General features: G+C 37.1%; 20 protein-coding genes. All 20 read right to left on the bottom strand.

Annotated features, from left to right (window positions below; translation table 11 throughout):
* Positions 1-8 precede the first annotated feature (8 nt).
* The 20 genes from ACFFIX_RS07735 to ACFFIX_RS07640 all read right to left on the bottom strand — a co-directional run bounded on the left by ACFFIX_RS07735 (position 9) and on the right by ACFFIX_RS07640 (position 21506).
* Positions 9-287, bottom strand: a complete 279-nt coding sequence (locus ACFFIX_RS07735; protein ID WP_378932229.1) for a DUF503 domain-containing protein — start codon at positions 285-287, stop codon at positions 9-11.
* The gene (gene infB / locus ACFFIX_RS07730; protein ID WP_378932227.1) at positions 284-2524 is read right to left on the bottom strand and encodes a translation initiation factor IF-2; all 2241 of its coding nucleotides are present in this window, start codon (positions 2522-2524) and stop codon (positions 284-286) included. The genes ACFFIX_RS07735 and infB overlap by 4 nt, the downstream gene beginning before the upstream one ends.
* Positions 2525-2543: 19 nt before the next feature.
* A complete protein-coding gene (locus ACFFIX_RS07725) occupies positions 2544-2849 on the bottom strand; it encodes a YlxQ family RNA-binding protein (protein ID WP_378932225.1) in 306 nt (101 codons plus the stop codon).
* An 8-nt stretch (positions 2850-2857) separates the two neighbouring features.
* Entirely contained in the window at positions 2858-3130 is a 273-nt protein-coding gene (gene rnpM / locus ACFFIX_RS07720) for an RNase P modulator RnpM (protein ID WP_378932223.1), read from the bottom strand.
* A gap of 13 nt (positions 3131-3143) precedes the next feature.
* Positions 3144-4268 carry a transcription termination factor NusA gene (gene nusA, locus ACFFIX_RS07715; protein WP_378932221.1) on the bottom strand — a complete coding sequence of 375 codons (1125 nt, stop codon included), beginning with the start codon at positions 4266-4268 and terminating at the stop codon, positions 3144-3146.
* Between the two features lie 91 nt (positions 4269-4359).
* Positions 4360-4830, bottom strand: coding sequence for a ribosome maturation factor RimP (gene rimP / locus ACFFIX_RS07710; protein WP_378932220.1), 471 nt, complete (start codon positions 4828-4830; stop codon positions 4360-4362).
* Positions 4831-5208: 378 nt separating this feature from the next.
* Positions 5209-9522, bottom strand: coding sequence for a PolC-type DNA polymerase III (locus ACFFIX_RS07705; protein ID WP_378932218.1), 4314 nt, complete (start codon positions 9520-9522; stop codon positions 5209-5211).
* Positions 9523-9642: 120 nt separating this feature from the next.
* On the bottom strand, positions 9643-11346 hold the full coding sequence (locus ACFFIX_RS07700; RefSeq protein WP_378932216.1) for a proline--tRNA ligase: 1704 nt from the start codon (positions 11344-11346) through the stop codon (positions 9643-9645).
* A gap of 78 nt (positions 11347-11424) precedes the next feature.
* Positions 11425-12684, bottom strand: a complete 1260-nt coding sequence (gene rseP / locus ACFFIX_RS07695) for an RIP metalloprotease RseP (protein ID WP_378932214.1) — start codon at positions 12682-12684, stop codon at positions 11425-11427.
* A 13-nt stretch (positions 12685-12697) separates the two neighbouring features.
* Positions 12698-13849, bottom strand: a complete 1152-nt coding sequence (dxr, locus tag ACFFIX_RS07690) for a 1-deoxy-D-xylulose-5-phosphate reductoisomerase (RefSeq protein ID WP_378932212.1) — start codon at positions 13847-13849, stop codon at positions 12698-12700.
* A gap of 20 nt (positions 13850-13869) precedes the next feature.
* Entirely contained in the window at positions 13870-14676 is an 807-nt protein-coding gene (locus ACFFIX_RS07685; protein WP_378932210.1) for a phosphatidate cytidylyltransferase, read from the bottom strand.
* Between the two features lie 17 nt (positions 14677-14693).
* The gene (uppS, locus tag ACFFIX_RS07680) at positions 14694-15473 is read right to left on the bottom strand and encodes an undecaprenyl pyrophosphate synthase (RefSeq protein WP_378932209.1); all 780 of its coding nucleotides are present in this window, start codon (positions 15471-15473) and stop codon (positions 14694-14696) included.
* Positions 15474-15684: 211 nt separating this feature from the next.
* The gene (gene frr / locus ACFFIX_RS07675) at positions 15685-16206 is read right to left on the bottom strand and encodes a ribosome recycling factor (protein WP_378932429.1); all 522 of its coding nucleotides are present in this window, start codon (positions 16204-16206) and stop codon (positions 15685-15687) included.
* A 38-nt stretch (positions 16207-16244) separates the two neighbouring features.
* The gene (pyrH, locus tag ACFFIX_RS07670) at positions 16245-16967 is read right to left on the bottom strand and encodes a UMP kinase (RefSeq protein ID WP_378932207.1); all 723 of its coding nucleotides are present in this window, start codon (positions 16965-16967) and stop codon (positions 16245-16247) included.
* A 188-nt stretch (positions 16968-17155) separates the two neighbouring features.
* Positions 17156-18037 (bottom strand): translation elongation factor Ts, encoded by an 882-nt coding sequence (tsf, locus tag ACFFIX_RS07665; RefSeq protein ID WP_378932205.1) that lies wholly within the window; start codon positions 18035-18037, stop codon positions 17156-17158.
* Positions 18038-18137: 100 nt separating this feature from the next.
* On the bottom strand, positions 18138-18839 hold the full coding sequence (rpsB, locus tag ACFFIX_RS07660) for a 30S ribosomal protein S2 (RefSeq protein ID WP_378932203.1): 702 nt from the start codon (positions 18837-18839) through the stop codon (positions 18138-18140).
* Between the two features lie 159 nt (positions 18840-18998).
* The gene (locus tag ACFFIX_RS07655; protein WP_378932201.1) at positions 18999-19514 is read right to left on the bottom strand and encodes a hypothetical protein; all 516 of its coding nucleotides are present in this window, start codon (positions 19512-19514) and stop codon (positions 18999-19001) included.
* 51 nt (positions 19515-19565) lie between these two features.
* The gene (locus ACFFIX_RS07650; protein ID WP_378932200.1) at positions 19566-20333 is read right to left on the bottom strand and encodes a FliA/WhiG family RNA polymerase sigma factor; all 768 of its coding nucleotides are present in this window, start codon (positions 20331-20333) and stop codon (positions 19566-19568) included.
* 41 nt (positions 20334-20374) lie between these two features.
* Entirely contained in the window at positions 20375-20872 is a 498-nt protein-coding gene (locus ACFFIX_RS07645) for a chemotaxis protein CheD (protein ID WP_378932198.1), read from the bottom strand.
* Positions 20865-21506: a chemotaxis protein CheC gene (locus ACFFIX_RS07640; protein ID WP_378932196.1), complete on the bottom strand. Its 642-nt coding sequence runs from the start codon at positions 21504-21506 to the stop codon at positions 20865-20867. The genes ACFFIX_RS07645 and ACFFIX_RS07640 overlap by 8 nt, the downstream gene beginning before the upstream one ends.
* Positions 21507-21508 lie beyond the last annotated feature (2 nt).

Below are 21508 nucleotides of genomic sequence, written 5' to 3'. Positions count from 1 at the left end.
CCTCACTATTAAAACCATTCAAACTCAGTTACAGTTCGTTCTATTTCGGGAAAGGAATCAATAAATTTCAATACATTTTGTAGTTCTCTTTCTGTATAAAGCTTAGCAGAGGTAACTGCAACAATAGCGAATTTCGTATGTTGCCATGTATCATGATAATCGATTTCTGAAATAGATACGTTGAACTTTTGTTTGATGCGTGTTAAAACTCTTTGTAAAACCGCTCTTTTTTCTTTCAAGGACCCTGCATCATATATGATACATTCGCATTCAACAAGCCCAATCATTTTCGCTCAATTTCCACCATTACGTAAGCTTCAATAATATCTCCTTCTTTAATATCATTGAAGTTTTTGATCGTGATAACACATTCGTAGTTTTTTGCAACTTCCTTGACATCATCTTTAAATCGTCTAAGTGCGTCAACTTCGCCTTCAAAAATAACAATTCCATCACGGATGACACGAACGCCACTATCGCGAGTAATTTTACCTTCTGTTATATAGCTACCAGCAATAGTGCCGACTTTTGAAACTTTAATTGTTTGACGAACTTCAGCTTGACCAATAACTTTTTCTTCAAACTCAGGATCAAGCATACCCTTCATCGCTGATTCTATTTCTTCAATCACTTTGTAGATGATGCGGTGTAAACGAATATCTACTTTTTCAGCATCTGCCGTGCTCTTTGCATTGTTATCTGGGCGTACGTTAAAACCAATTACAATTGCATTCGAAGCCGCAGCTAACATAATATCATAATCAGTAATTGCGCCTACTCCTGAATGAATAATTTTAACGCGGACACCTTCGACCTCAATCTTTTGAAGAGAGGAAGAAAGAGCTTCAGCTGAACCTTGAACATCAGCTTTTACAATGATATTGATGTCTTTAATTTCACCTTGTTTAATTTGCTCAAACAAATCATCCAAGCTTAATTTTGATCCTTGACTTCTTTGCGCATCAATTTGCTTGCTCGCTCTTGCTTCACCAACTTGACGGGCTTTTTTCTCATCTTCAAATACCATAAACTGATCACCAGCTTGAGGTACGTCACTTAATCCAGTGACTTCAACAGGTGTGGATGGACCAGCTTCTTTCACACGTCGACCTAAATCATTTACCATTGCACGGACACGGCCATATGTGTTTCCGACAACGATTGGATCGCCTACGCGTAATGTTCCATTTTGAACTAGAAGTGTAGCGACAGATCCGCGTCCTTTATCAAGCTGTGCTTCAATCACTGTACCAGTTGCACGACTTTTTGGATTTGCCTTCCATTCTTCTACTTCACTGACAAGTACAATCATTTCTAATAATTCATCAATGCCTTCTCCTTTTAGTGCTGACACAGGGACAAAAATTGTATCTCCACCCCATGCTTCAGAGACAAGTCCATGATCTGTTAGCTCTTGCATCACACGATCAGGGTTCGCACTTGGCTTATCCATTTTATTCACAGCAACGATAATCGGAACCTCAGCAGCTTTCGCGTGGTTAATCGCTTCAACTGTTTGTGGCATAACACCGTCATCTGCTGCAACCACTAAGATAGTGATATCGGTTACTTGTGCACCACGAGCACGCATTGTTGTAAATGCAGCATGTCCAGGTGTATCCAGGAATGTTATTTTCTTGTCTTTGGATACAATTTGGTATGCACCAATATGCTGTGTAATGCCTCCAGCTTCTCCTGCAGTTACTTTCGTATGACGAATTGAATCAAGAAGTGTTGTTTTACCATGGTCAACGTGACCCATAATTGTCACTATAGCAGGACGGATTTCTAAATCACTCTCATTCACTTCTTCTTCATACTTTTCAAATTCAGTTACCTCAAAGACAATTTCTTCTTCAACTTCTACGCCATATTCCCCAGCAATTAATTCAATTGTATCTTTATCAAGATCTTGATTAATTGTCGCCATGACGCCTAATAAAAGAAGCTTTTTTATGATCTCAGAAGGTTCTTTACCAAGCTTGCCAGCTAGTTCTCCAACGGACAGACTATCTGTGAAAGTAATTTTGCTTGGAAGTTCCTTTTTGGGTTGCGGTGGTGGAGTAAATTGTTGATTTTGCTGCCCGCCTTTGTTTCTTTTATTATTCTTTTTATTTTGAGTGTTATTATTTTTGTTGTTACCCCTATTTTGGTTAAAGGGTTTTTGTTGAGATGGTGAAGATTGTTTTTTATTCGAGTTATTTGTTGTAGTTGTTGCTTGGTTAGTTGCTTGATTAGTTGTTTGTTTAGTCACAGTAACCTCATCTTTTCTCTCTCCGGTTTGGGGCTTACTTTGAATACTTGTTTGCTTTTGAACAGTTCTTGGCTGCTCTTTTGTAGTATTCTCTTTTTTCTCTTGGTTATTTTGTGTTTTAAATTTACCGTTTAATTTTACGATTACAGAATCTTCAATTGTTGACATGTGATTACTCACTTCAACATTCATTTCCTGTAAAGTAGTTATTACCGCTTTGCTTGATACATTATATTGTTTTGCGTATTCATATACTCTCATTTTTGTCATGCATTCACCCCCAAGAAAATTAATCGAGCATGGTTTTTAGCTTTGCAGCAAAACCTGAATCTGTAATAGCTACAACCACTCTTGCATCCTTCCCTATTGCATGACCAAGTAAGAAGCGGTCTTGCACAGTTACAACTGGCACTTTATAAGTTCGGCACTTATCTTGAACCTTTTTAGTTGTATTTGCGGATGCATCTTGAGATAGAAGAACGAGTTTAGCGCGAACCTGTCGTACTTCCTTTATGACGAGTTCTTCACCAGAAACTATTTTTCGTGCTCGATTTGCTAAGCCTAATAATGACATCCATTGCTTTTGCTGATCCATACGTATTATTATTTCTCCTTCTCAGCCAATAAAAGCAATTCTTCATAAATTGGATCTTGAATTTTTACTTTTAAGTGATTGGCAAGAATGTTTTTCTTTTTTGCTTGTAGAATACATTCTTTTTCTAACGTGATATAAGCACCGCGTCCATTTAGCTTGCCAGTTAAATCAATTGAAACTTCTCCTTCATTGCTACGCACAATTCGAACAAGTTCCTTTTTTGGCTTCATTTCACCTGTTGCAATGCACTTTCTTAATGGTATCTTTTTGCGATTAATCAATTGAATTCACCTCTTACTCACTAAAATGTGAATCAATTTTTAAAAGCGGTTCATCTACTTCATCATCTTCACTTATTGATGCAGCAAGCGGATAAATCCCTGCCTTTTCAGCATCAGATTCACTTTTAATATCTATTTTCCAACCTGTTAATTTTGCGGCGAGACGAGCATTTTGACCTCTTTTTCCAATCGCTAGTGAAAGCTGATAGTCTGGAACAATAACAGTCGTTGCCTTGTCTGCTTCATTTACTAAAACATCGACTACTTTAGAAGGGCTAAGGGCATTTGCTACAAACTCAACAGGATCCTGAGACCAACGAACAATGTCAATTTTTTCACCTTTTAATTCATTGACAATAGCTTGGACACGTTGACCTTTTGGACCAACACATGAACCTATCGGATCAACTTCAGTGTTGTCTGAATGAACTGAGATTTTCGAACGATCCCCTGCTTCTCGGGATACAGATTTAATTTCTACCGTACCATCGTAAATTTCAGGTACTTCAATTTCGAATAATCGTTTTAAAAGACCTGGATGTGTTCTAGAAACGAATATTTGTGGACCCTTTGTTGTTTTCTCTACTTTTGTAATGAAAACTTTGATACGATCATGAGGTTTGTACTGCTCGTTAGGCATTTGCTCACTAACTGGAAGTAGAGCCTCAATTTTCCCTAAGCTTACGTATATAAATTTAGAATCAATACGCTGAACAATTCCGGTCATTATATCTTCTTCACGATCGATGAATTCACTGTAAATAACACCGCGCTCAGCTTCACGAACTCGTTGAGTGACAACTTGTTTTGCAGTTTGTGCAGCAATACGACCGAAGTCTTTGGGTGTTACTTCAATTTCTACCACATCGTTTACAGAATAGTTCGGGTTAATTCTATGAGCTTCTTCAATTGAAAGTTCCAACCTTGGGTCATAGACATCATCGACTACATCTTTTCTTGCGTAAACACGCATTGTTCCAGTATCACGATTTAAATCGACTCGAACATTTTGAGCTTGATTAAAATTGCGTTTATACGCAGATATTAATGCAGCCTCAATAGCTTCAATAATAATATCTTTACTAATGCCTTTCTCTTTTTCAAGAATTGACAAGGCATCTAAAAGTTCACTACTCATTTTAACGGCTTCCCCCTTATAAATAGGCTATTTTCGCGACATATTGATTCGTCAAAACATACGAAAAGAGCTAAAAAACGAAGTAAATCAATTAAAAAGTAACGGCTAAGCGTGCATTTGCTACTTTCTCATAAGGTATTTCCACTACTTTTTTTCTCGTCTTAATCGTTACAGTGACCGTAACGGTTTGACCATCAAAATCAGTTAGTAAACCTTCAAATACTTTTTCTCCGCCTATTGGTTCGTATGTTTTAATATTTACATGTTTTCCAATAGCCTTTGTAAAGTCCGTTTCTTTCTTTAGTGGTCTTTCTGCACCTGGAGATGAAACCTCTAAGAAGTAGTTATGAGTAATCGGATCTAACTCATCTAGCTTTTCACTTAATCGTTCACTTACAATTCCACACTCTTCAATATCAACGCCATTCGAAGAATCTATGAAAACGCGCAGAAACCAGTTCTTTCCTTCTTTAACGTATTCAATATCTACTAATTCCAAATTCATCTCATTTACAATTGGCATCAATAATTGTTCTACGATTTCCGTCACTTTTTTGCTCATTCTCTTCCTCCTTGTGAACAGAGCCAAGTCGACACCCTTACTAAGAAAACTAGTTACTAGTTACAAAAAACCTACCTATAGGATTGGTCATTTTTTCTCTTGAAAGGAAAATTCACTTACTGCTGAAAAACCCTGCCTTGTGAGCAGGGATTTTTGTATGTAAAACAACACTATCCGAACTCTTCTTAGAGGACCCAATACAATACGAAAGAGTGGGTTTCCCCACTCTCTTCCTCTGCTATCGTTAGCATTTCCAATATGAGCATAACATAACCCGTTTTTTATTGCAACAACCTCAGCATTTGAGCGGCTAATGGATCAGTCACTCCTTGATCACTTTAATGAATTGATTACACTTAAGGAATTAGACCCTTTATTTTAAAATAAAGAAAGCTGATTTTGATCTGGTAAAGATTCTAAGCATCCATGATTATCTAGATACTCAATTATCGTTTTTGAAACTTTTCCTCGTTGTTGAAGGTCTTCTTTTGATAAAAACTCACCATTTTCTCTTGCTTTTAAAATGTTTATTGCTGCGTTTGTACCAAGTCCAGGAATGGAATTGAATGGTGGAATAAGCGACTTTCCATCGATAATAAATTCGCTAGCACTCGAACGATAAAGATCTACCTTACCAAATGAGTAGCCACGTTCACACATTTCAAGCGCTAATTCTAACACAGTTAACAAGTTCTTTTCTTTCGTTGATGCTTCTAACCCTTTTAAATTGATTTCATCGATTTTTGCTTTGATTGCAGTTGAACCCTTTACCATTGAGTCAATATCAAAATCATCTGCTCTTACCGTGAAATATGCCGCATAGTATAAAAGGGCGTGATGAACTTTGAAGTAAGCGATTCTTACTGCCATTAACACATATGCAGCAGCATGTGCTTTTGGAAACATGTACTTTATTTTCAGACAAGAATCGATGTACCAATTCGGAACTCCTTGTTTCTTCATTTCCTCTTCCATTTCGTCTGTTAATCCTTTACCTTTACGAACAGATTCCATGATTTTAAATGCAAAGGATGGTTCTAACCCTTGATAGATTAAATAGACCATAATATCATCACGACAACCAATTACTTCGCTCAGAGTGCACGTACTATTGTGGATGAGTTGTTGAGCATTTCCGAGCCATACATCGGTACCATGTGATAGACCAGATATTTGAACAAGCTCTGAAAATGAAGTTGGTTTCGTATCCTCTAGCATTTGTCGTACAAAGCGAGTACCAAATTCAGGGATACCAAGAGTTCCAGTTTTACACATGATTTGTTCTTCTGTTACACCTAATGATTCTGGACCACTAAAGATTTTCATCACTTCTGGATCATCAGTTGGAATCGTCTTCGGGTCAATTCCACTTAAATCTTGAAGCATTCTGATGACTGTTGGATCATCGTGTCCTAGTATATCTAATTTAAGCAAGTTATCATGGATTGAGTGGAAGTCAAAGTGAGTTGTTTTCCACTCTGATGTTTTGTCATCCGCCGGAAATTGAATCGGTGTAAAATCATAAATATCCATGTAATCAGGTACAACGATAATTCCACCTGGATGTTGGCCGGTTGTACGTTTAACACCTGTACAGCCTTGCACTAGTCGGTCAACTTCAGCATTTCGCATCACTATGTTGTTGTCGTTTGCATAGCCTTTCACATATCCGTAAGCCGTTTTCTCAGCAACAGTTCCGATTGTTCCTGCTCGAAAAACATTATCTTCTCCAAATAATACTTTTGTGTAATTATGGGCTTTTGGTTGATATTCACCTGAAAAGTTCAAATCGATATCTGGTACTTTATCCCCTTTAAACCCAAGAAACGTTTCAAATGGAATATCATGTCCATCTTTTACATATTTGGCTCCACAATTCGGACAGGTTTTATTCGGTAAATCAAATCCAGACCCTACCGATCCATCATCAAAGAATTCTGAGTGTTTACATTCCGGACAAACATAGTGTGGAGGCAGTGGATTTACCTCTGTAATTTCAGTCATTGTCGCAACCAAGGAAGATCCTACAGAACCACGTGACCCTACGAGGTACCCATCATCTAGTGATTTTTTAACTAGCTTATGAGAGATAAGATAGATAACAGCAAATCCGTGACCTATAATACTTTTTAACTCTTTCTCTAATCTTGCTTCAACTAATTCTGGTATCTGCTCGCCATAAATACTTCTTACCCGGGCATAGCTCATCTCACGAACCTCTTCATCTGCTCCTTCAATTTTCGGAGTATAAAGGTCGTCTTTGATCGGCTTTACATCGTCAACCATTTCAGCAATTTTATTTGTATTCGTTATAACAAGCTCTTTTGCTTTTTCTGGACCTAAAAACGAGAAACATTTAAGCATCTCATCAGTAGTTCTAAAATGAACATCTGGAAGCTCATGACGATTTAACGGATTAGCTCCACCTTGGGATCTAACTAGAATCTTCCGGTAAATTTTATCTTGAGGATTAAAGTAATGGACATTCCCAGTAGCTACGACTGGTTTCTCAAGCTTTTCCCCTAGTTTCGCAATGTTACTTACAATTTCCTCTAACGCGTTATTATCTTTAATATAATCCAAGTCTATAAGGTGCTTGTAGACTTCTGGTGGATGAACCTCTAAGTAATCATAGAATGCAGCAATCTCTTCAACTTCCTCAGGAGATTTTTGCATCATTCCTTGAAAAACCTCACCTTTGTCACAAGCAGAGCCGACAATAATTCCTTCTCGGTATTTTTTTAGCTGTGAGCGTGGAATTCGCGGTACTCGATAAAAATAATTCATATGTGAGATTGATACAATTTTAAAGATGTTTTTTAACCCAATTTCATTTTGTGCAAGCAATGTCACGTGATAAGGACGTGAACGTTGGTACGCATTTCCTTTTCCCATGTTGTCATTCAGTTGATCATGGTACTCAATTTCTTTTTCGCTTGATTCCTTTAACATTTTAATGAGCAAATACCCTGTTGCTTCAGCATCGTAAATTGCACGGTGATGCTGTGTTAATTCAATATCAAACTTTTTACAAAGTGTATTTAAACGATGATTTTTCATGTCTGGATATAAAAAGCGACCTAATTCAAGTGTATCAATAACAGGGTTGGCTGCTTTTGGGGCACTTAGTTGTTTTTTATAGCCTACATTTAAAAAGCCCATATCAAAGCTAGCGTTGTGAGAGACTAAAATATCATTTGCTATCCACTCACGGAAGTCAAGAAGAACAGCATCAATGTTTGGTGCATTCCTCACCATATCATCTGTAATTCCTGTTAAGTCAATCGTTGTTGCTGAAAGCGGATGATGTGGATTTGCAAATGACTCGAAGCGGTCAATGATTTCATTCCCGCGAATTTTCACAGCAGCTAGCTCAATAATTGAGTCGTAAACCGCAGATAAACCGGTTGTTTCAACGTCAAAAACAACATAAGTTTCCTCCGGTAAATATCTATGTGCATCATTATAGGCAATTGGAACACCATCATCGACTAAATTTGCCTCTAACCCGAACAACACTTTTACACCATGTTTTTTTCCTGCAGAATAAGCTTCAGGAAATGATTGTGCACCAGCATGATCTGTAAGAGCAATTGCAGGGTGTCCCCATTTTGCTGCTTGTTCAATATATCGACTTACCGAAGTAACTGCGTCCATTTGACTCATTGGCGAGTGCAAATGTAGTTCGACACGTTTTTCCCCAATAGGAGCAGTGTCTAGACGCTCCTTTACTTTTACTTCATTGATGTCATTGGCAATCATCACAAGATCTCGCACAAAGGTATCGTTTTGAATGCTTCCTCTGACCTTCAGCCACATGCCTTTTTTTACAGCTTGTAAAAGGATTGCATCATCTTTATCTCGAGCAAACATTTTCACCATGATTGAACTTGTATAGTCAGTTACTTTAAATGTTAGAAGTGTTCTCCCACTTCTAAGTTCTCGTGTCTCAGCATCAAATACATATCCTTGAATAGTTGTCTTTCGTTCTTCATCTTCAATAGATACCAGTGTACGAACTTCTTCGTCACTCTTGATCGTATAGCCAATTGTAACTGGTCCAGAAAATTCACGGCTATCGCTACCTTCTTTATCTTTTTTCTCCATTTCGGTAACGGCAAGCAACGCTTTTTGTTGATCTTCTTGAAGTTTTTGTTCATTAAATCTCTGAATTTCTTCATTCGATATATTCACTATTGTGTCAAGCTGTATGATTGGAAAACCGAATTTTTGCAGTGATCCTTGAAGCATAGCCGTATATTTTTTCTTGATAGTCATTGATTCAGTGTCATTTCTCGTTTTAACGATCACTTTTAAACCCTTTAAAGTAGGACGCTGTTCATTTAGCAGTGCTAAAATAGGTGGTGATACTCCATCGATCTCTTCGATGCAAAGAGACCAGTAATCACATATTAGTTTTTCGTCGAAGGATTGATCTGAAACTTCTATTGAAAAAGATACATTTGCTATATGAGAAAATTGACTCACTAATTTACTTTGAAATAATTGATATACCTCGAAAGGAAGAATTTTCTCAAATTTAAACTTAAAATCCCAATTTTTTGATTGTTTTGAGACAATTAATTTTGAAATGGTTGCATTACGAAAGTAACCGACAACCTCATCTTCTGTTAACTTTATCTGCTGGAGCAAGAGTTGAAATCTCTCTAATTGACTATTTACTATTTCCATATCATCGTGCCCCTCTCCGCAAGGTCAGGTCATAACATAAGGTACCTCAGAGGACTGAGGTACCTTATGTTTGTCTATTGATTCTATGATAACACGTTTTTAGACTTCTATATATTCTTTTTAGTTACCAAGTATTAGCTCTAGTTGACTTTCTAACTCATTCAGTGAAATTTCCATGCTTTCACCTGTTTTTCTAACCTTTAGTTCAACAATTCCTTCGTCCGCTCGTTTACCGATTGTAATTCGGATCGGTAGACCGATTAAATCAGAATCTGCAAACTTGACTCCAACACGCTCTTGACGATCATCTAATAACACGTCATACCCTTTTTCCATAAGTTGCTGATACAGGTTTTCTGCAAGGTCTTTTTGTGCATCATTTTTAATATTTACTGGTACAAGATGTATATCAAATGGGGCAACAGATTTAGGCCATACGATGCCATTTTCATCATGATGTTGTTCAATTATAGCTGCGAGAGTTCTAGAAACCCCTATCCCATAGCAACCCATAATCATTGATTGTGACCGGCCATTTTCATCTAAGAAGGTTGCGTTCATCGCATCTGAATATCTCGTTCCTAATTTAAACACATGTCCTACTTCAATTCCCCGTGCAAAAGTGATTACGCCTTCACCGTCTGGAGAAGGATCTCCTTCTTGTATAAAGCGAAGATCAGCAAACTGCGAAATCCGTCCATCACGCTCAAGCGTAACACCTTTATAGTGATAGTCTTCTTGATTAGCCCCACATACACCGTTTACAACTGCTGAAGTTGCGTAATCGGCAATGATCTCTACATCTTCTGCAACGTTTAATGGGCCTATGAATCCAGGAAGACATCCAACTGTATTTTTTGTTTCTTCTGCTGAAGCTAGTTCAACAACCGTTACATTTAATAGATTTTTTACTTTAATATCATTTACTTCATGATCACCGCGAACGAGAACTAACACAAATCGATCATCTACTTTAAATAGTAAGGATTTAATGCATTTTTCTTTCGAGACTTGTAAGAAAGCAGAGATTTCTTCAATTGTTTTTTGCTGAGGCGTTTCAATTTTTTCTAATTCATTTAAGCTCTCTGTACTTCTTTCATACTTCGATAATACTGGTGCCATTTCAATGTTTGCAGCATATTGAGATGTATCAGAGTAAGCTATTGTATCTTCACCGACGTCAGATAAGACCATAAATTCATGTGTATCTTTCCCACCCATTGCACCTGAGTCAGCAATAACTGCACGAAAATCAAGTCCACATCGAGTAAATGTATTATGGTATGCCTGAAACATTTTTTCGTATACTTCGTCTAAGCTTGCATGTGAGGCATGAAAGGAATAAGCATCCTTCATAATAAACTCACGGCCCCGTAACACACCGAATCGTGGGCGTTTTTCATCTCGAAACTTTGATTGAATTTGGTATAACGTCAATGGTAACCGCTTGTACGACTTTATTTCATCCCGAACGATACTAGTAATCATCTCTTCGTGAGTTGCTCCTAATGCAAATTCACGTCCGTGACGATCTTTCAATCGCATTAACTCAGATCCATACGAATACCAACGACCAGATTCCTGCCATAGCTCTGCTTGTTGAAGTGCTGGCATTAATAATTCCACTGCACCTGCACTGTTCATTTCTTCTCTAACAATTTGTTCTATTTTCTTTAGCACTTTTTGTGCTAGAGGTAAATAACTGTAAACACCACTAGCGCTTTGGCGTACGAAGCCAGCACGGAGCATTAACTGGTGACTCTTTACTTCTGCATCTGCTGGTACTTCTCTTAATGTAGGAATAAACGTCATACTTTGTTTCATCACGAGCACCTCAATTTTTTTATCTCGGTCATTTTAATGAAGATGACCGCTTCCTGAAAGGATAAGTTACACTAACTTTTATAAAAAGATTCGTTGAATGTCATTCCATGTTACGACAAGCATTAATAACATTAACAATGCAAAGCCAACAAAATGGACAAGCCCTTCCTTTTGTCGATCAATTGGTTTGCCACGTAATGCTTCAATAAGGAAGAATAACAAGCGGCCACCGTCGAGAGCAGGAATGGGAAGCATGTTCACAATCCCTAAATTGATACTTAAAATAGCAGCCCAACGCATTAAATTAACGACGCCCGAATCTGCCACTTGATCTGTTATATCATAGATACCAACAGGTCCTGAAAGCATATCGATTGAAAACTGACCCGTTACTAGCTGTCCAAGTCCAAATAAAATTTCTTTTGTCCAAGTGTAGGTTTCAACAAATCCATATTGTAGAGAACTAGAGAATGATTTATCAACAGGACCAAAAGCTCCTATTCGACCAATCGTAACTTCTCCTGCTTTGTTTGCCTCAGGAACGACTTCAAATTGAAGTGTTTCTCCAGCCCGATCAACAATAAATGTTAATTCTGTTTCTGGATTATCACGAATAATCTCCACCACTTCTAACCAACTTGAAGTGTCTTCCCCATCAATGGATAATACCGTGTCATTTTCTTGAAGACCTGCTTCTTTTGCTGCTCCGTCCTCTGTTAATTGTCCAAGTTTAGGGTCTTCAACAGGAGCACCTTGGATAAAGCCAAGGGCAAAAAGGATAACAAACGCTAACAAGAAATTCATCGCAGGCCCTGCAATAATCGCTGCAGTTCTCTGTCCTAATGTTTTTGATGAAAATTGGCGATTGTATGGAGCGATTTGAACTTCTTGACCATCTACCACAAAGAAAGAATGATCACTCACTTCAAATCGTTGCAAAACTTCATCTTCGCCTTGTTCATAGCCTGTAATATACATTTCGTGTTCAAGGTCAGCTTTTTCAACCTCAATAACTCTCGCTTGTGGGTATTTTTCTTTATTGTTCAAAATGACTTTTTCAACTTTATTTTCTTTATTAAGAAGTAGAGCGATATTATATCCTGGCTTTACTTCAATCATTTCAGGATCTTCTCCAGCCATTCTTACAAAACCACCGATTGGAAGAAGTCTTATCGTATAAACGGTCTCATCTTTTTTAAATGAAAATATTTTCGGTCCAAAGCCAATTGCAAACTCACGGCATAAAATCCCAGCGCGTTTAGCAAAAATTAAATGACCGAGTTCGTGAAAAAAAACAAGTGCTCCAAATATAATAACAAACGCTATCACTGTGTTCACATATATACCACCTTTATGAAATGAATGATTGAACGTATTTACGTGTGTCTTTATCAACTTCTTGAATAATATCTAAGCTAGGTTGACCAATCACCCGGTGGTTCGCCATTGCTCTTTCAATGAAGTCTTCAATTTGTAAAAACTTAATTTTCCCTTCTAAAAAGGCAGAAACAGCTTCTTCATTTGCTGCATTAAGAACCGTTGGCATTGTACCACCTATTTTACCTGAATCGAATGCGAATTGTAAGCAACGATAGCGTTCAAAATCAGCTTTTTCAAAATGCAACTTCCCTAATTCCCAAAGCTGTAATGATTTTCCTTGTGGTAATGGAAAGCGATCAGGATAGGATAGCGCATATTGAATTGGTACTCTCATGTCGGGTGTACCTAATTGAGCCATTACACTCCGATCACGAAACTCTACTAAGGAATGAATAATACTTTCTTTATGTAATAACACGTCAATATTTTCGTATGGCATATTAAACAGCCAATGGGCTTCAATTACTTCTAAACCCTTGTTCATCATTGTCGCTGAATCAATGGTGATTTTAGCACCCATTGACCAGTTAGGGTGATTAAGAGCTTGCTCAACAGTAACTTCAGTTAACTCAGCACGTTTTTTATCTCTAAAGCTGCCACCCGATGCCGTTATGATTAAACGCTCAATATTTCGAACGTTTTCTCCTTGTAAGCACTGAAAGATTGCTGAATGTTCACTATCAACCGGTAAAAGATCTACTCCATATTTTTTAGCATGTTCCGTAACTAAATGTCCAGCAGTAACGAGAGTCTCTTTGTTTGCAAGAGCAATCGTTTTTTTATTTTCGATCGCTTTTAACGTAGGAAGTAAACCTACACTTCCAACTACCGCATTAACAACGATTTCAACACCCTCATATGTAGCGGCATCAATTAATGCTTGTTCTCCAAAAGAAAAATGTACGTCCTGGCTAGAGTACTCTAATGCTAATTGTTCACATATTTCTTTATCCTGTACGGCGACAAACTTTGGTAGAAACTTATTAATTATCTTTTTTCCCTCATCAACATTTCGACCAAATGACATTGCAACTAACTCGAATTGATCAGGATGCCCGGCAATTACATCTATTGTTTGTAAACCAATTGAACCAGTTGCCCCTAACAAGCTAATTCTTTTCACAAATTCACTTCCAATCACTATTAAAAAAGTACGAGTAAGAAATGTAAAATCGGTAATACAAATAACAAGCTATCAAAGCGATCTAAAATCCCGCCATGTCCTGGTAATATTCTTCCTGAGTCTTTGACTTGATAATGGCGTTTTAGAGCAGATTCTACTAAATCACCAATTTGTCCAAAAACAGAAAGAACAATAGAAATTATTGTAATTTTAACGTAAGATTCATCAAATCCATTAAAAAATTCAAGTGCGATAAATTGAAACAACAGCGAGACAACAAGTGCAGATACTACCCCACCAATTGAGCCTTCAACTGTTTTGTTCGGACTAATTTCAGGCCATAATTTCCTTTTTCCCAATGATTTACCGATAAAATATGCTCCGGAATCGGTTGCCCAAATAATCAGTAGGGCATAAAACACCCACTCTATACCTAAGATTCTAGTTTCAATCAGATAATAAAAGCCTATTCCTATGTATATGGTTGATAGAATGACAAAACCGACATCATCAAAAGTGAAGCTATTCTTTGTGATAACGGTATATGTTAAAAAGAGCAAAAGAGCTAATAAGGCAATATCTAACTTTGAGAAATTAACATCATCTAATATTGTTATATAAAGTTTTGGAATTAATAGAACCCATAGCAATAATAAACTTGCAATTCCAGGAAAGCTAAAGAAAGAAATTCTTTTCATTTTTAATAGTTCATATAATGCTATCGATCCTAGCAAATATACAAATATAGTGAACGGTAAGTTACCGTAAATAACAAATGGAAGAAATAGAGCTACAGCAAGAACACCAGTTAATATTCGTTGTTTCATGTATGATTCATCACCTTTTAAACGCCACCAAATCTGCGTCCTCTTTGTTGAAATTCGTTAATAGCCTGTAAAAAATTCTTTTCACTAAAATCAGGCCACAATACTTCTGTAAACCAAAACTCTGTATAAGCTAGCTGCCAAAGCATAAAATTACTAAGTCTAATCTCACCACTCGTTCGAATTAATAAATCAGGATCTTTTAGTGAGTGTGTCATTAAATAAGTAGAGAATAACGTTTCGTCAATTTGATTTTCATGAATTTGTCCATTTTTCGCGTCTTGTACGAGCGTTTGAACAGCTCCAATTATCTCAGCCCTGCTCCCATAATTAAGAGCGAAGTTTAAAATAAGACCTGTGTTATCCTGCGTTTTCAAAATTGCTTTTTCGACAGCATTTAAAGTATGAACAGGGAGGCGAGTTTTGTCGCCCATAATACGAACCTGAACGTTCTCTTGAATCAATTCAGGTAAAAAGGTATTGAGAAATTCCTCTGGGAGCTTCATTAAATAATCTACTTCTGTTTTCGGTCTTTTCCAATTTTCTGTTGAAAAAGCATATAGCGTTAAAGCCCCCACACCAAGCTCATTTGCAAGCTTCGTCATTCTTCTAACAACCTTCATGCCTTCATGATGACCTGCAATACGAGGCAACGCACGTTTTTTTGCCCATCTACCGTTGCCATCCATAATAATTGCAATATGATACGGTATCACGCTTTTTAAAATTTCTTCTTTTGATAACACGTATTGATCTGAAGGTTTTGGACCACTCTTTAGTCTTTTGAGTAAGTTGAGCATGAGATTCCTCCATCACCCACTAATTCTAATCTCTTTTTTTAATAGGATGAAACATTTTTCAAAGGATAAAATATGTTCGGACATTAGACAGAAAAGTTAGCTGTAACTTTAAATGGTTTTAGCTTTTTTGTTAACAGTATTAACAAAAAAACCCCCTGTAAACGTTAGAGGGTCTTTTCTATCATACAAGACTATTGTACATAGTTTTGCATTAAACTTCCATTATTTCTTTTTCTTTATCCTTTGTTACATTTTCTACTTTTACGATATACTCATCTGTTAATTTTTGTACACTTTCAGTATTGTTTCTTAGTTCATCTTCTGTAATCTCACCGTTTTTTTCTAACTTTTTCAAGTCGTCATTTGCGTCCCGGCGAACATTTCGTACAACCACTTTTGCTTCTTCAGAATATTTTTTAACAAGCTTTACAAGATCCTTACGGCGTTCTTCAGTAAGTGCTGGAATTGCCAAACGAATTAATGTTCCATCATTTGAAGGAGATAACCCAAGGTCAGACTTTTGGATTGCTCTATCGATATCACTTAACACGGATTTGTCATAAGGTTGAATCACTAATAAACGAGCTTCCGGTGTACTAATTGATCCTAATTGATTAACAGGAGTCGGAGCACCATAGTAATCCACCATGATTTTATCTAAAAGTGAAGCACTTGCACGTCCTGCACGTACTGTTGCGAGCTCTCTGCTGTATGCTGATACTGCTTTTTCCATTTTTTCCTTCGCACTAACTATTACTTGTTTAGCCACAATTATTTCCCCCTTACAATCGTTCCGATATTTTCTCCAAGAACAACTCGCTTGATGTTGCCTTCCTCCATGACCGAGAAGACAATAAGTGGAATGTCATTATCCATACAAAGTGACGATGCAGTAGAATCCATAACTGCTAGGCCCTCTTTAAGTACATCTAAATAGGATAGTTCTTCATACTTCACTGCATTTTCATCAATTCTCGGATCAGCGCTATACACACCATCGACATTATTCTTTGCCATTAAAATTACGTCTGCTTCAATTTCAGCTGCACGTAAAGCGGCAGTTGTGTCTGTAGAGAAGTATGGGTTTCCTGTGCCTGCTGCAAAGATAACAACACGCTTTTTCTCTAGGTGACGAATTGCTTTTCTTCTTATGTATGGTTCTGCAACTTGTCGCATTTCAATTGAGGTTTGAACCCTTGTTTGTATGCCTTGTGTTTCTAAGCTATCTTGAAGAGCTAAAGAATTCATCACGGTTGCTAGCATTCCCATGTAATCTGCTGTAGCACGGTCCATGCCCATCTCGCTACCAATTTTCCCTCTCCAGATGTTTCCTCCGCCAACTACTACTGCGACCTCTACATCGAGTTCTGCGATTTCTTTTACTTGTTTTGCTACCGATTGAATAACAGTTGGATTAATCCCAAATCCATTATCACCTGCTAGTGCTTCTCCACTTAACTTTAATACGATGCGCTTGTATTTTGGATTGCTCATAATAACCTCCAAATCCTATTCTATATTGTAGTAAAACAAATACTACTTTTTAAAAAGAGGGAACACGAATTTGTGCTCCCTTATCTTGATGTGAACATTAAATTACCTTACTAGCCTTCCTACTCCTATATATAGGGTTAGGTTACACTTCTTAAAATGTAATTTGAGCTAGTGGTAAAATAACTTCATTATTTCTTCACTTGACTCATTACTTCTTCAGCAAAGTTATCTTGGCGTTTTTCAATACCCTCTCCAACTTCGTAGCGGATAAATGCTTTTACTGTTCCACCTTTAGATTCAACAAATTGCTTAACTTTTAAATCAGGGTTTTTAACGAAGCTTTGGTCAAGTAAGCAGATATCTTCAAAATACTTACTTAGACGTCCTTCAACCATTTTAGCGACGATTTTTTCAGGCTTACCTTCGTTAAGAGCTTGCTGAGTTAGTACTTCGCGTTCACGTGCAGTTTCTTCCTCGGACACTTCATCGCGTGAAACGTATTTAGGGTTTACTGCAGCAATATGCATTGCAACATCTTTCGCTGCAGCTTCATCTGTTGTACCTTCTAGAACAGTTAATGCACCGATACGTCCGCCCATGTGTAAATATGCGCCAAAAGCATCGCTATCTGTTTTAGAAACAATTGAGTAACGACGTAGTGTCAGTTTCTCTCCAATTTTCGCAATTGCTTCATTGATATACGTTTCAACAGTAGAACCATTGTCCATTGTTTGTGTAAGTGCCTCTTCGACATTTGCAGGTTTTTTAGATAATAGGTGAGCAGCTACTTCATTGATTAAAGTTTTGAAGCCTTCATTTTTTGCAACAAAGTCAGTTTCAGAATTAACTTCAAGGATAACCGCTTCGTTTCCTTCTACTGAAATTAAAGTTAAACCTTCAGCAGCAATACGGTCGCCTTTTTTGGCAGCCTTTGCAATCCCTTTTTCGCGAAGGTAGTCAATTGCATTCTCCATATCACCATTTGTTTCAGTAAGTGCTTTTTTACAATCCATCATTCCAGCACCAGTTTTTTCACGTAATTCTTTTACCATTTGTGCAGTAACAGCCATTAGAGTAATCCTCCTTTATTTTTATAAAACCTATGTAAGATAACTTAACTTTAAAAAAAGGTGATAAAAGGCCTTTCCCCCTTATCACCTCCCGTCTAAATTAAGCAGTAGTTGTTTCTTCACCTTGTTTAGATTCTAAAATTGCATCTGCCATTTTAGCAGTAAGAAGCTTAACAGCGCGAATTGCATCATCATTAGCAGGGATAACATAATCGATTTCATCTGGGTCACAGTTCGTATCAACGATACCTACGATAGGGATGTTAAGTTTACGTGCCTCAGCCACTGCAATACGTTCTTTACGTGGATCAATAATGAATAGTGCGTCTGGAAGTTTTTTCATATCTTTAACTCCGCCAAGGAATTTCTCAAGACGTTCTAATTCTTTTTTAAGTTGAACAACTTCTTTTTTAGGAAGTACTTCAAACGTTCCATCTTCTTGCATTCTTTCGATGTCTTTTAGACGTCTAACACGCTTTTGGATTGTTTCAAAGTTTGTTAACGTACCACCTAACCAACGTTGGTTAATGTAATACATTCCTGAACGCTCTGCTTCATCTTTCACAGAATCTTGAGCTTGCTTTTTCGTACCAACGAAAAGTACTTGACCTCCGTCAGCAGATAAATCTCTAACGAATTTATAAGCTTCCTCAACCTTTTTAACTGTCTTTTGAAGGTCGATAATATAGATTCCGTTACGCTCTGTAAAGATGTAACGTTTCATTTTTGGGTTCCAACGGCGTGTTTGGTGACCGAAGTGAACACCTGCTTCAAGTAGTTGTTTCATTGAAATTACTGACATTTGTTTGTTCCTCCTAATGGTTTCTTTTCTCCTCCGCTCATATCATCTTTAAAACAAAACTGTCACATGACAGCACCACTGCTTTAAATCTATGAACGTGTGTATTAACACCAAAAATTAATATAACATATTGATATACGACAATCAAGCTAGAATTGACTACTTATGACGAAATTTGAGAAGAAGATCAATTTCAGTTCTACCTTTGTTTAACTTTTTAGCAATTTGACCAACAGTATAACCATCTTTAAAAAGATTTATAGCCTCAATATCATATGGCAACTTGTTTTTTTGCGTTGAGGAGGAACTTGACTCATTTTTAATCTCGACAATATCTTTAACCTCTGGCATTCCAATTAAATGAGACGGTAACTCATCATATGCAATTGTTTCTTCGCTTTTTACTTTTTCAATTCCTTGTATTAAAGGGCTTACTTTTGAAACTGTCTTGCTCCTAGTCGTGTGTAGTTCCTTTTTAAATTCGTCAATCAGTTTCTGATTTTCATCTTTTACTTCAAGTAAGTACGAAGTTAAGGTATGTTCTGTCTCTTCATAGAGACTTTTTTGAGACTCAGTCAATTGTTTAATTGTCGAGTATTTCGTATAAAGAACAATAATAAAGTAAAAGGAAACTGCGTGAAGAACAATGCTTATAAATAATAATATGCTTGTCATAGACATCCTTCCTAATTCGAAAAAATCAATAAAGATTATTCAAACCTCACCTTAATGAATCACATTCTCTAAGATTTTTCTTAATTTAAATAACGCTTTAGAATGGATTTGTGAAATTCTTGATGTCGATAAATTCATAACTTTTCCAATTTCTGTTAATGTTAGTTCATCATGATAAAATAAACTAACGACAAGTTGTTCCTTTTCACTAAGTTGGGTAATAACTTCAGAAAGTTGTGAAATAAGCTCTACTTTGACCATTTTTTCTTCGGGGCTTACATGATTACTATCTTTTATAATAATTCCAATATTCTCCCCGTCCTCTTGATCATGAAGATGGTCATCAATTGAAAGAACATTTGCAAAAAAACCTTCATTGACTACACTGACCACTTCATCCTCTGGAATTCCCAGCTCATAAGCTATCTCGCTTGCGGACACATTACGTAGATAGTGCTGTTCTAGCTTTTCAATTGTTGCTTCTACTCGTTTCGCTTTTTCTCTAGAACTGCGTGGAAGCCAATCTTCTTTTCGAAGTCCATCAATAATGGCACCTCTTATCCGGAAAGAAGCATACGTTTCGAACTTCAAATCTCGATTCGGGTCAAACTTTTCCATTGCATCATATAAACCATACATTCCTAAGCTCATTAAATCGTCCTTACTAACCGATTTGGGCAATCCGACCGAAATTCGTTGTACGTGATAGGAAACGAGTGGCATGTATCGTTTGATGAGGGTATCACCTGCATGAGAGTCACGTGAATGTACCCATTTTTGCCAAATTAATTGTTCTTCTGAAGAAGATAACTGTGTCACAGTCGGCTCCCCCCTCTACATGATGTTTTCTATGGTTTTGTCTAAATGGTTTTCGTTCCTTGATTAACGGTTTTAATAACTAAATCACAAGTGCTAGGATCAAATTCAATTGTTCGTCCACTGCTACCACCGACATCTTCACTTACTAGTGGAATATGAAAAAGTTTTAATTGCTCTTTAATTGCTTCCACGTTTCTAGGACCTATCCTCATCAGGTCATTGGAAGTTTGAAATTGAAACATTTGAGCGCCACCTGCAATTTTTGCTTTTAGTGAATATTCTTTTGCACCAATGGTAACAACATCTTTAATTAGTTTCTTGACTGCTGTGTCTGCATATTTTGCATCATTAATGCTACCTATTTTCCCTAGTGTTGAATCTGGTAACATAATGTGTGCCAATCCAGCTATCTGTCGCAATTGATCATAAAGAATAAGACCTACACATGAACCTAATCCTGAAGTACGGATCCGCTCTGGAGCCTTAACCACATTTAAATCAGCTATACCAACCTTTACAACGTCCAATATCTCAAGCATCACTGTTTACTCCTAAAGCAGCAAACAGTATATCAAACGATTCAGGATCTGGTAGTAAAAAGAAATGCCCTTTTACTGATACATTTTCTGACTGATCTTCTTCCTTAATAGCTGTATCTATGATGATTGCGTAGTCACTTACTTGAGATAACTCAATCAATCCATGACTAATAACTGCTCCAAACATGTCAATTGATAAAGCAGGGACAGAAGGGTATAAATCCAACTTCGTTAAGTCTGACAATGATGACAAATAAGAACCAGTTAAAATATTACCTAATTCTTGAAATGCTGAAAGTCCAATTTCCAGAAACGGAGGCTGTTTAAGAGAAAAGTCTTCATCGGCAATTAGTTGTTTAACAAAACGCTCTGCTTGTTCGACAGCTAATACGAAAAATAATGATCCCGGTACGTCACCTTCTATTCTTAGAAAAACACTAGCTACAACAACTTCTGGGCCACCTAACCATTCTGTAAGTTCGTTAAAGGAAACCAATTTAACATCAGGAACTGTCATATCAATTTTCTTATTTAATAGTTTCGATAAAGCTGTTGCTGAATGACCAGCACCGATGTTGCCGATCTCCTTAAGAATATCCATGTGCCGTGCGGTGATACCACTTAAGTAATCCATTT

Source organism: Metabacillus herbersteinensis (assembly GCF_042433335.1).
In the GTDB taxonomy this organism is placed as follows: domain Bacteria; phylum Bacillota; class Bacilli; order Bacillales; family Bacillaceae; genus Metabacillus; species Metabacillus herbersteinensis.
This window is presented reverse-complemented; position numbering and strand designations above follow the sequence as displayed.

What these genes read in the sequence shown, in the direction of transcription:
- ACFFIX_RS07735 (WP_378932229.1), bottom strand. Translation starts at nt 287, where the DNA reads ATGATTGGGCTTGTTGAATGCGAATGTATCATATATGATGCAGGGTCC.
- infB (WP_378932227.1), bottom strand. Translation starts at nt 2,524, where the DNA reads ATGACAAAAATGAGAGTATATGAATACGCAAAACAATATAATGTATCA.
- ACFFIX_RS07725 (WP_378932225.1), bottom strand. Translation starts at nt 2,849, where the DNA reads ATGGATCAGCAAAAGCAATGGATGTCATTATTAGGCTTAGCAAATCGA.
- nusA (WP_378932221.1), bottom strand. Translation starts at nt 4,268, where the DNA reads ATGAGTAGTGAACTTTTAGATGCCTTGTCAATTCTTGAAAAAGAGAAA.
- rimP (WP_378932220.1), bottom strand. Translation starts at nt 4,830, where the DNA reads ATGAGCAAAAAAGTGACGGAAATCGTAGAACAATTATTGATGCCAATT.
- ACFFIX_RS07705 (WP_378932218.1), bottom strand. Translation starts at nt 9,522, where the DNA reads ATGGAAATAGTAAATAGTCAATTAGAGAGATTTCAACTCTTGCTCCAG.
- ACFFIX_RS07700 (WP_378932216.1), bottom strand. Translation starts at nt 11,346, where the DNA reads ATGAAACAAAGTATGACGTTTATTCCTACATTAAGAGAAGTACCAGCA.
- ACFFIX_RS07685 (WP_378932210.1), bottom strand. Translation starts at nt 14,676, where the DNA reads ATGAAACAACGAATATTAACTGGTGTTCTTGCTGTAGCTCTATTTCTT.
- uppS (WP_378932209.1), bottom strand. Translation starts at nt 15,473, where the DNA reads ATGCTCAACTTACTCAAAAGACTAAAGAGTGGTCCAAAACCTTCAGAT.
- frr (WP_378932429.1), bottom strand. Translation starts at nt 16,206, where the DNA reads ATGGAAAAAGCAGTATCAGCATACAGCAGAGAGCTCGCAACAGTACGT.
- pyrH (WP_378932207.1), bottom strand. Translation starts at nt 16,967, where the DNA reads ATGAGCAATCCAAAATACAAGCGCATCGTATTAAAGTTAAGTGGAGAA.
- tsf (WP_378932205.1), bottom strand. Translation starts at nt 18,037, where the DNA reads ATGGCTGTTACTGCACAAATGGTAAAAGAATTACGTGAAAAAACTGGT.
- rpsB (WP_378932203.1), bottom strand. Translation starts at nt 18,839, where the DNA reads ATGTCAGTAATTTCAATGAAACAACTACTTGAAGCAGGTGTTCACTTC.
- ACFFIX_RS07655 (WP_378932201.1), bottom strand. Translation starts at nt 19,514, where the DNA reads ATGACAAGCATATTATTATTTATAAGCATTGTTCTTCACGCAGTTTCC.
- ACFFIX_RS07645 (WP_378932198.1), bottom strand. Translation starts at nt 20,872, where the DNA reads ATGCTTGAGATATTGGACGTTGTAAAGGTTGGTATAGCTGATTTAAAT.
- ACFFIX_RS07640 (WP_378932196.1), bottom strand. Translation starts at nt 21,506, where the DNA reads ATGGATTACTTAAGTGGTATCACCGCACGGCACATGGATATTCTTAAG.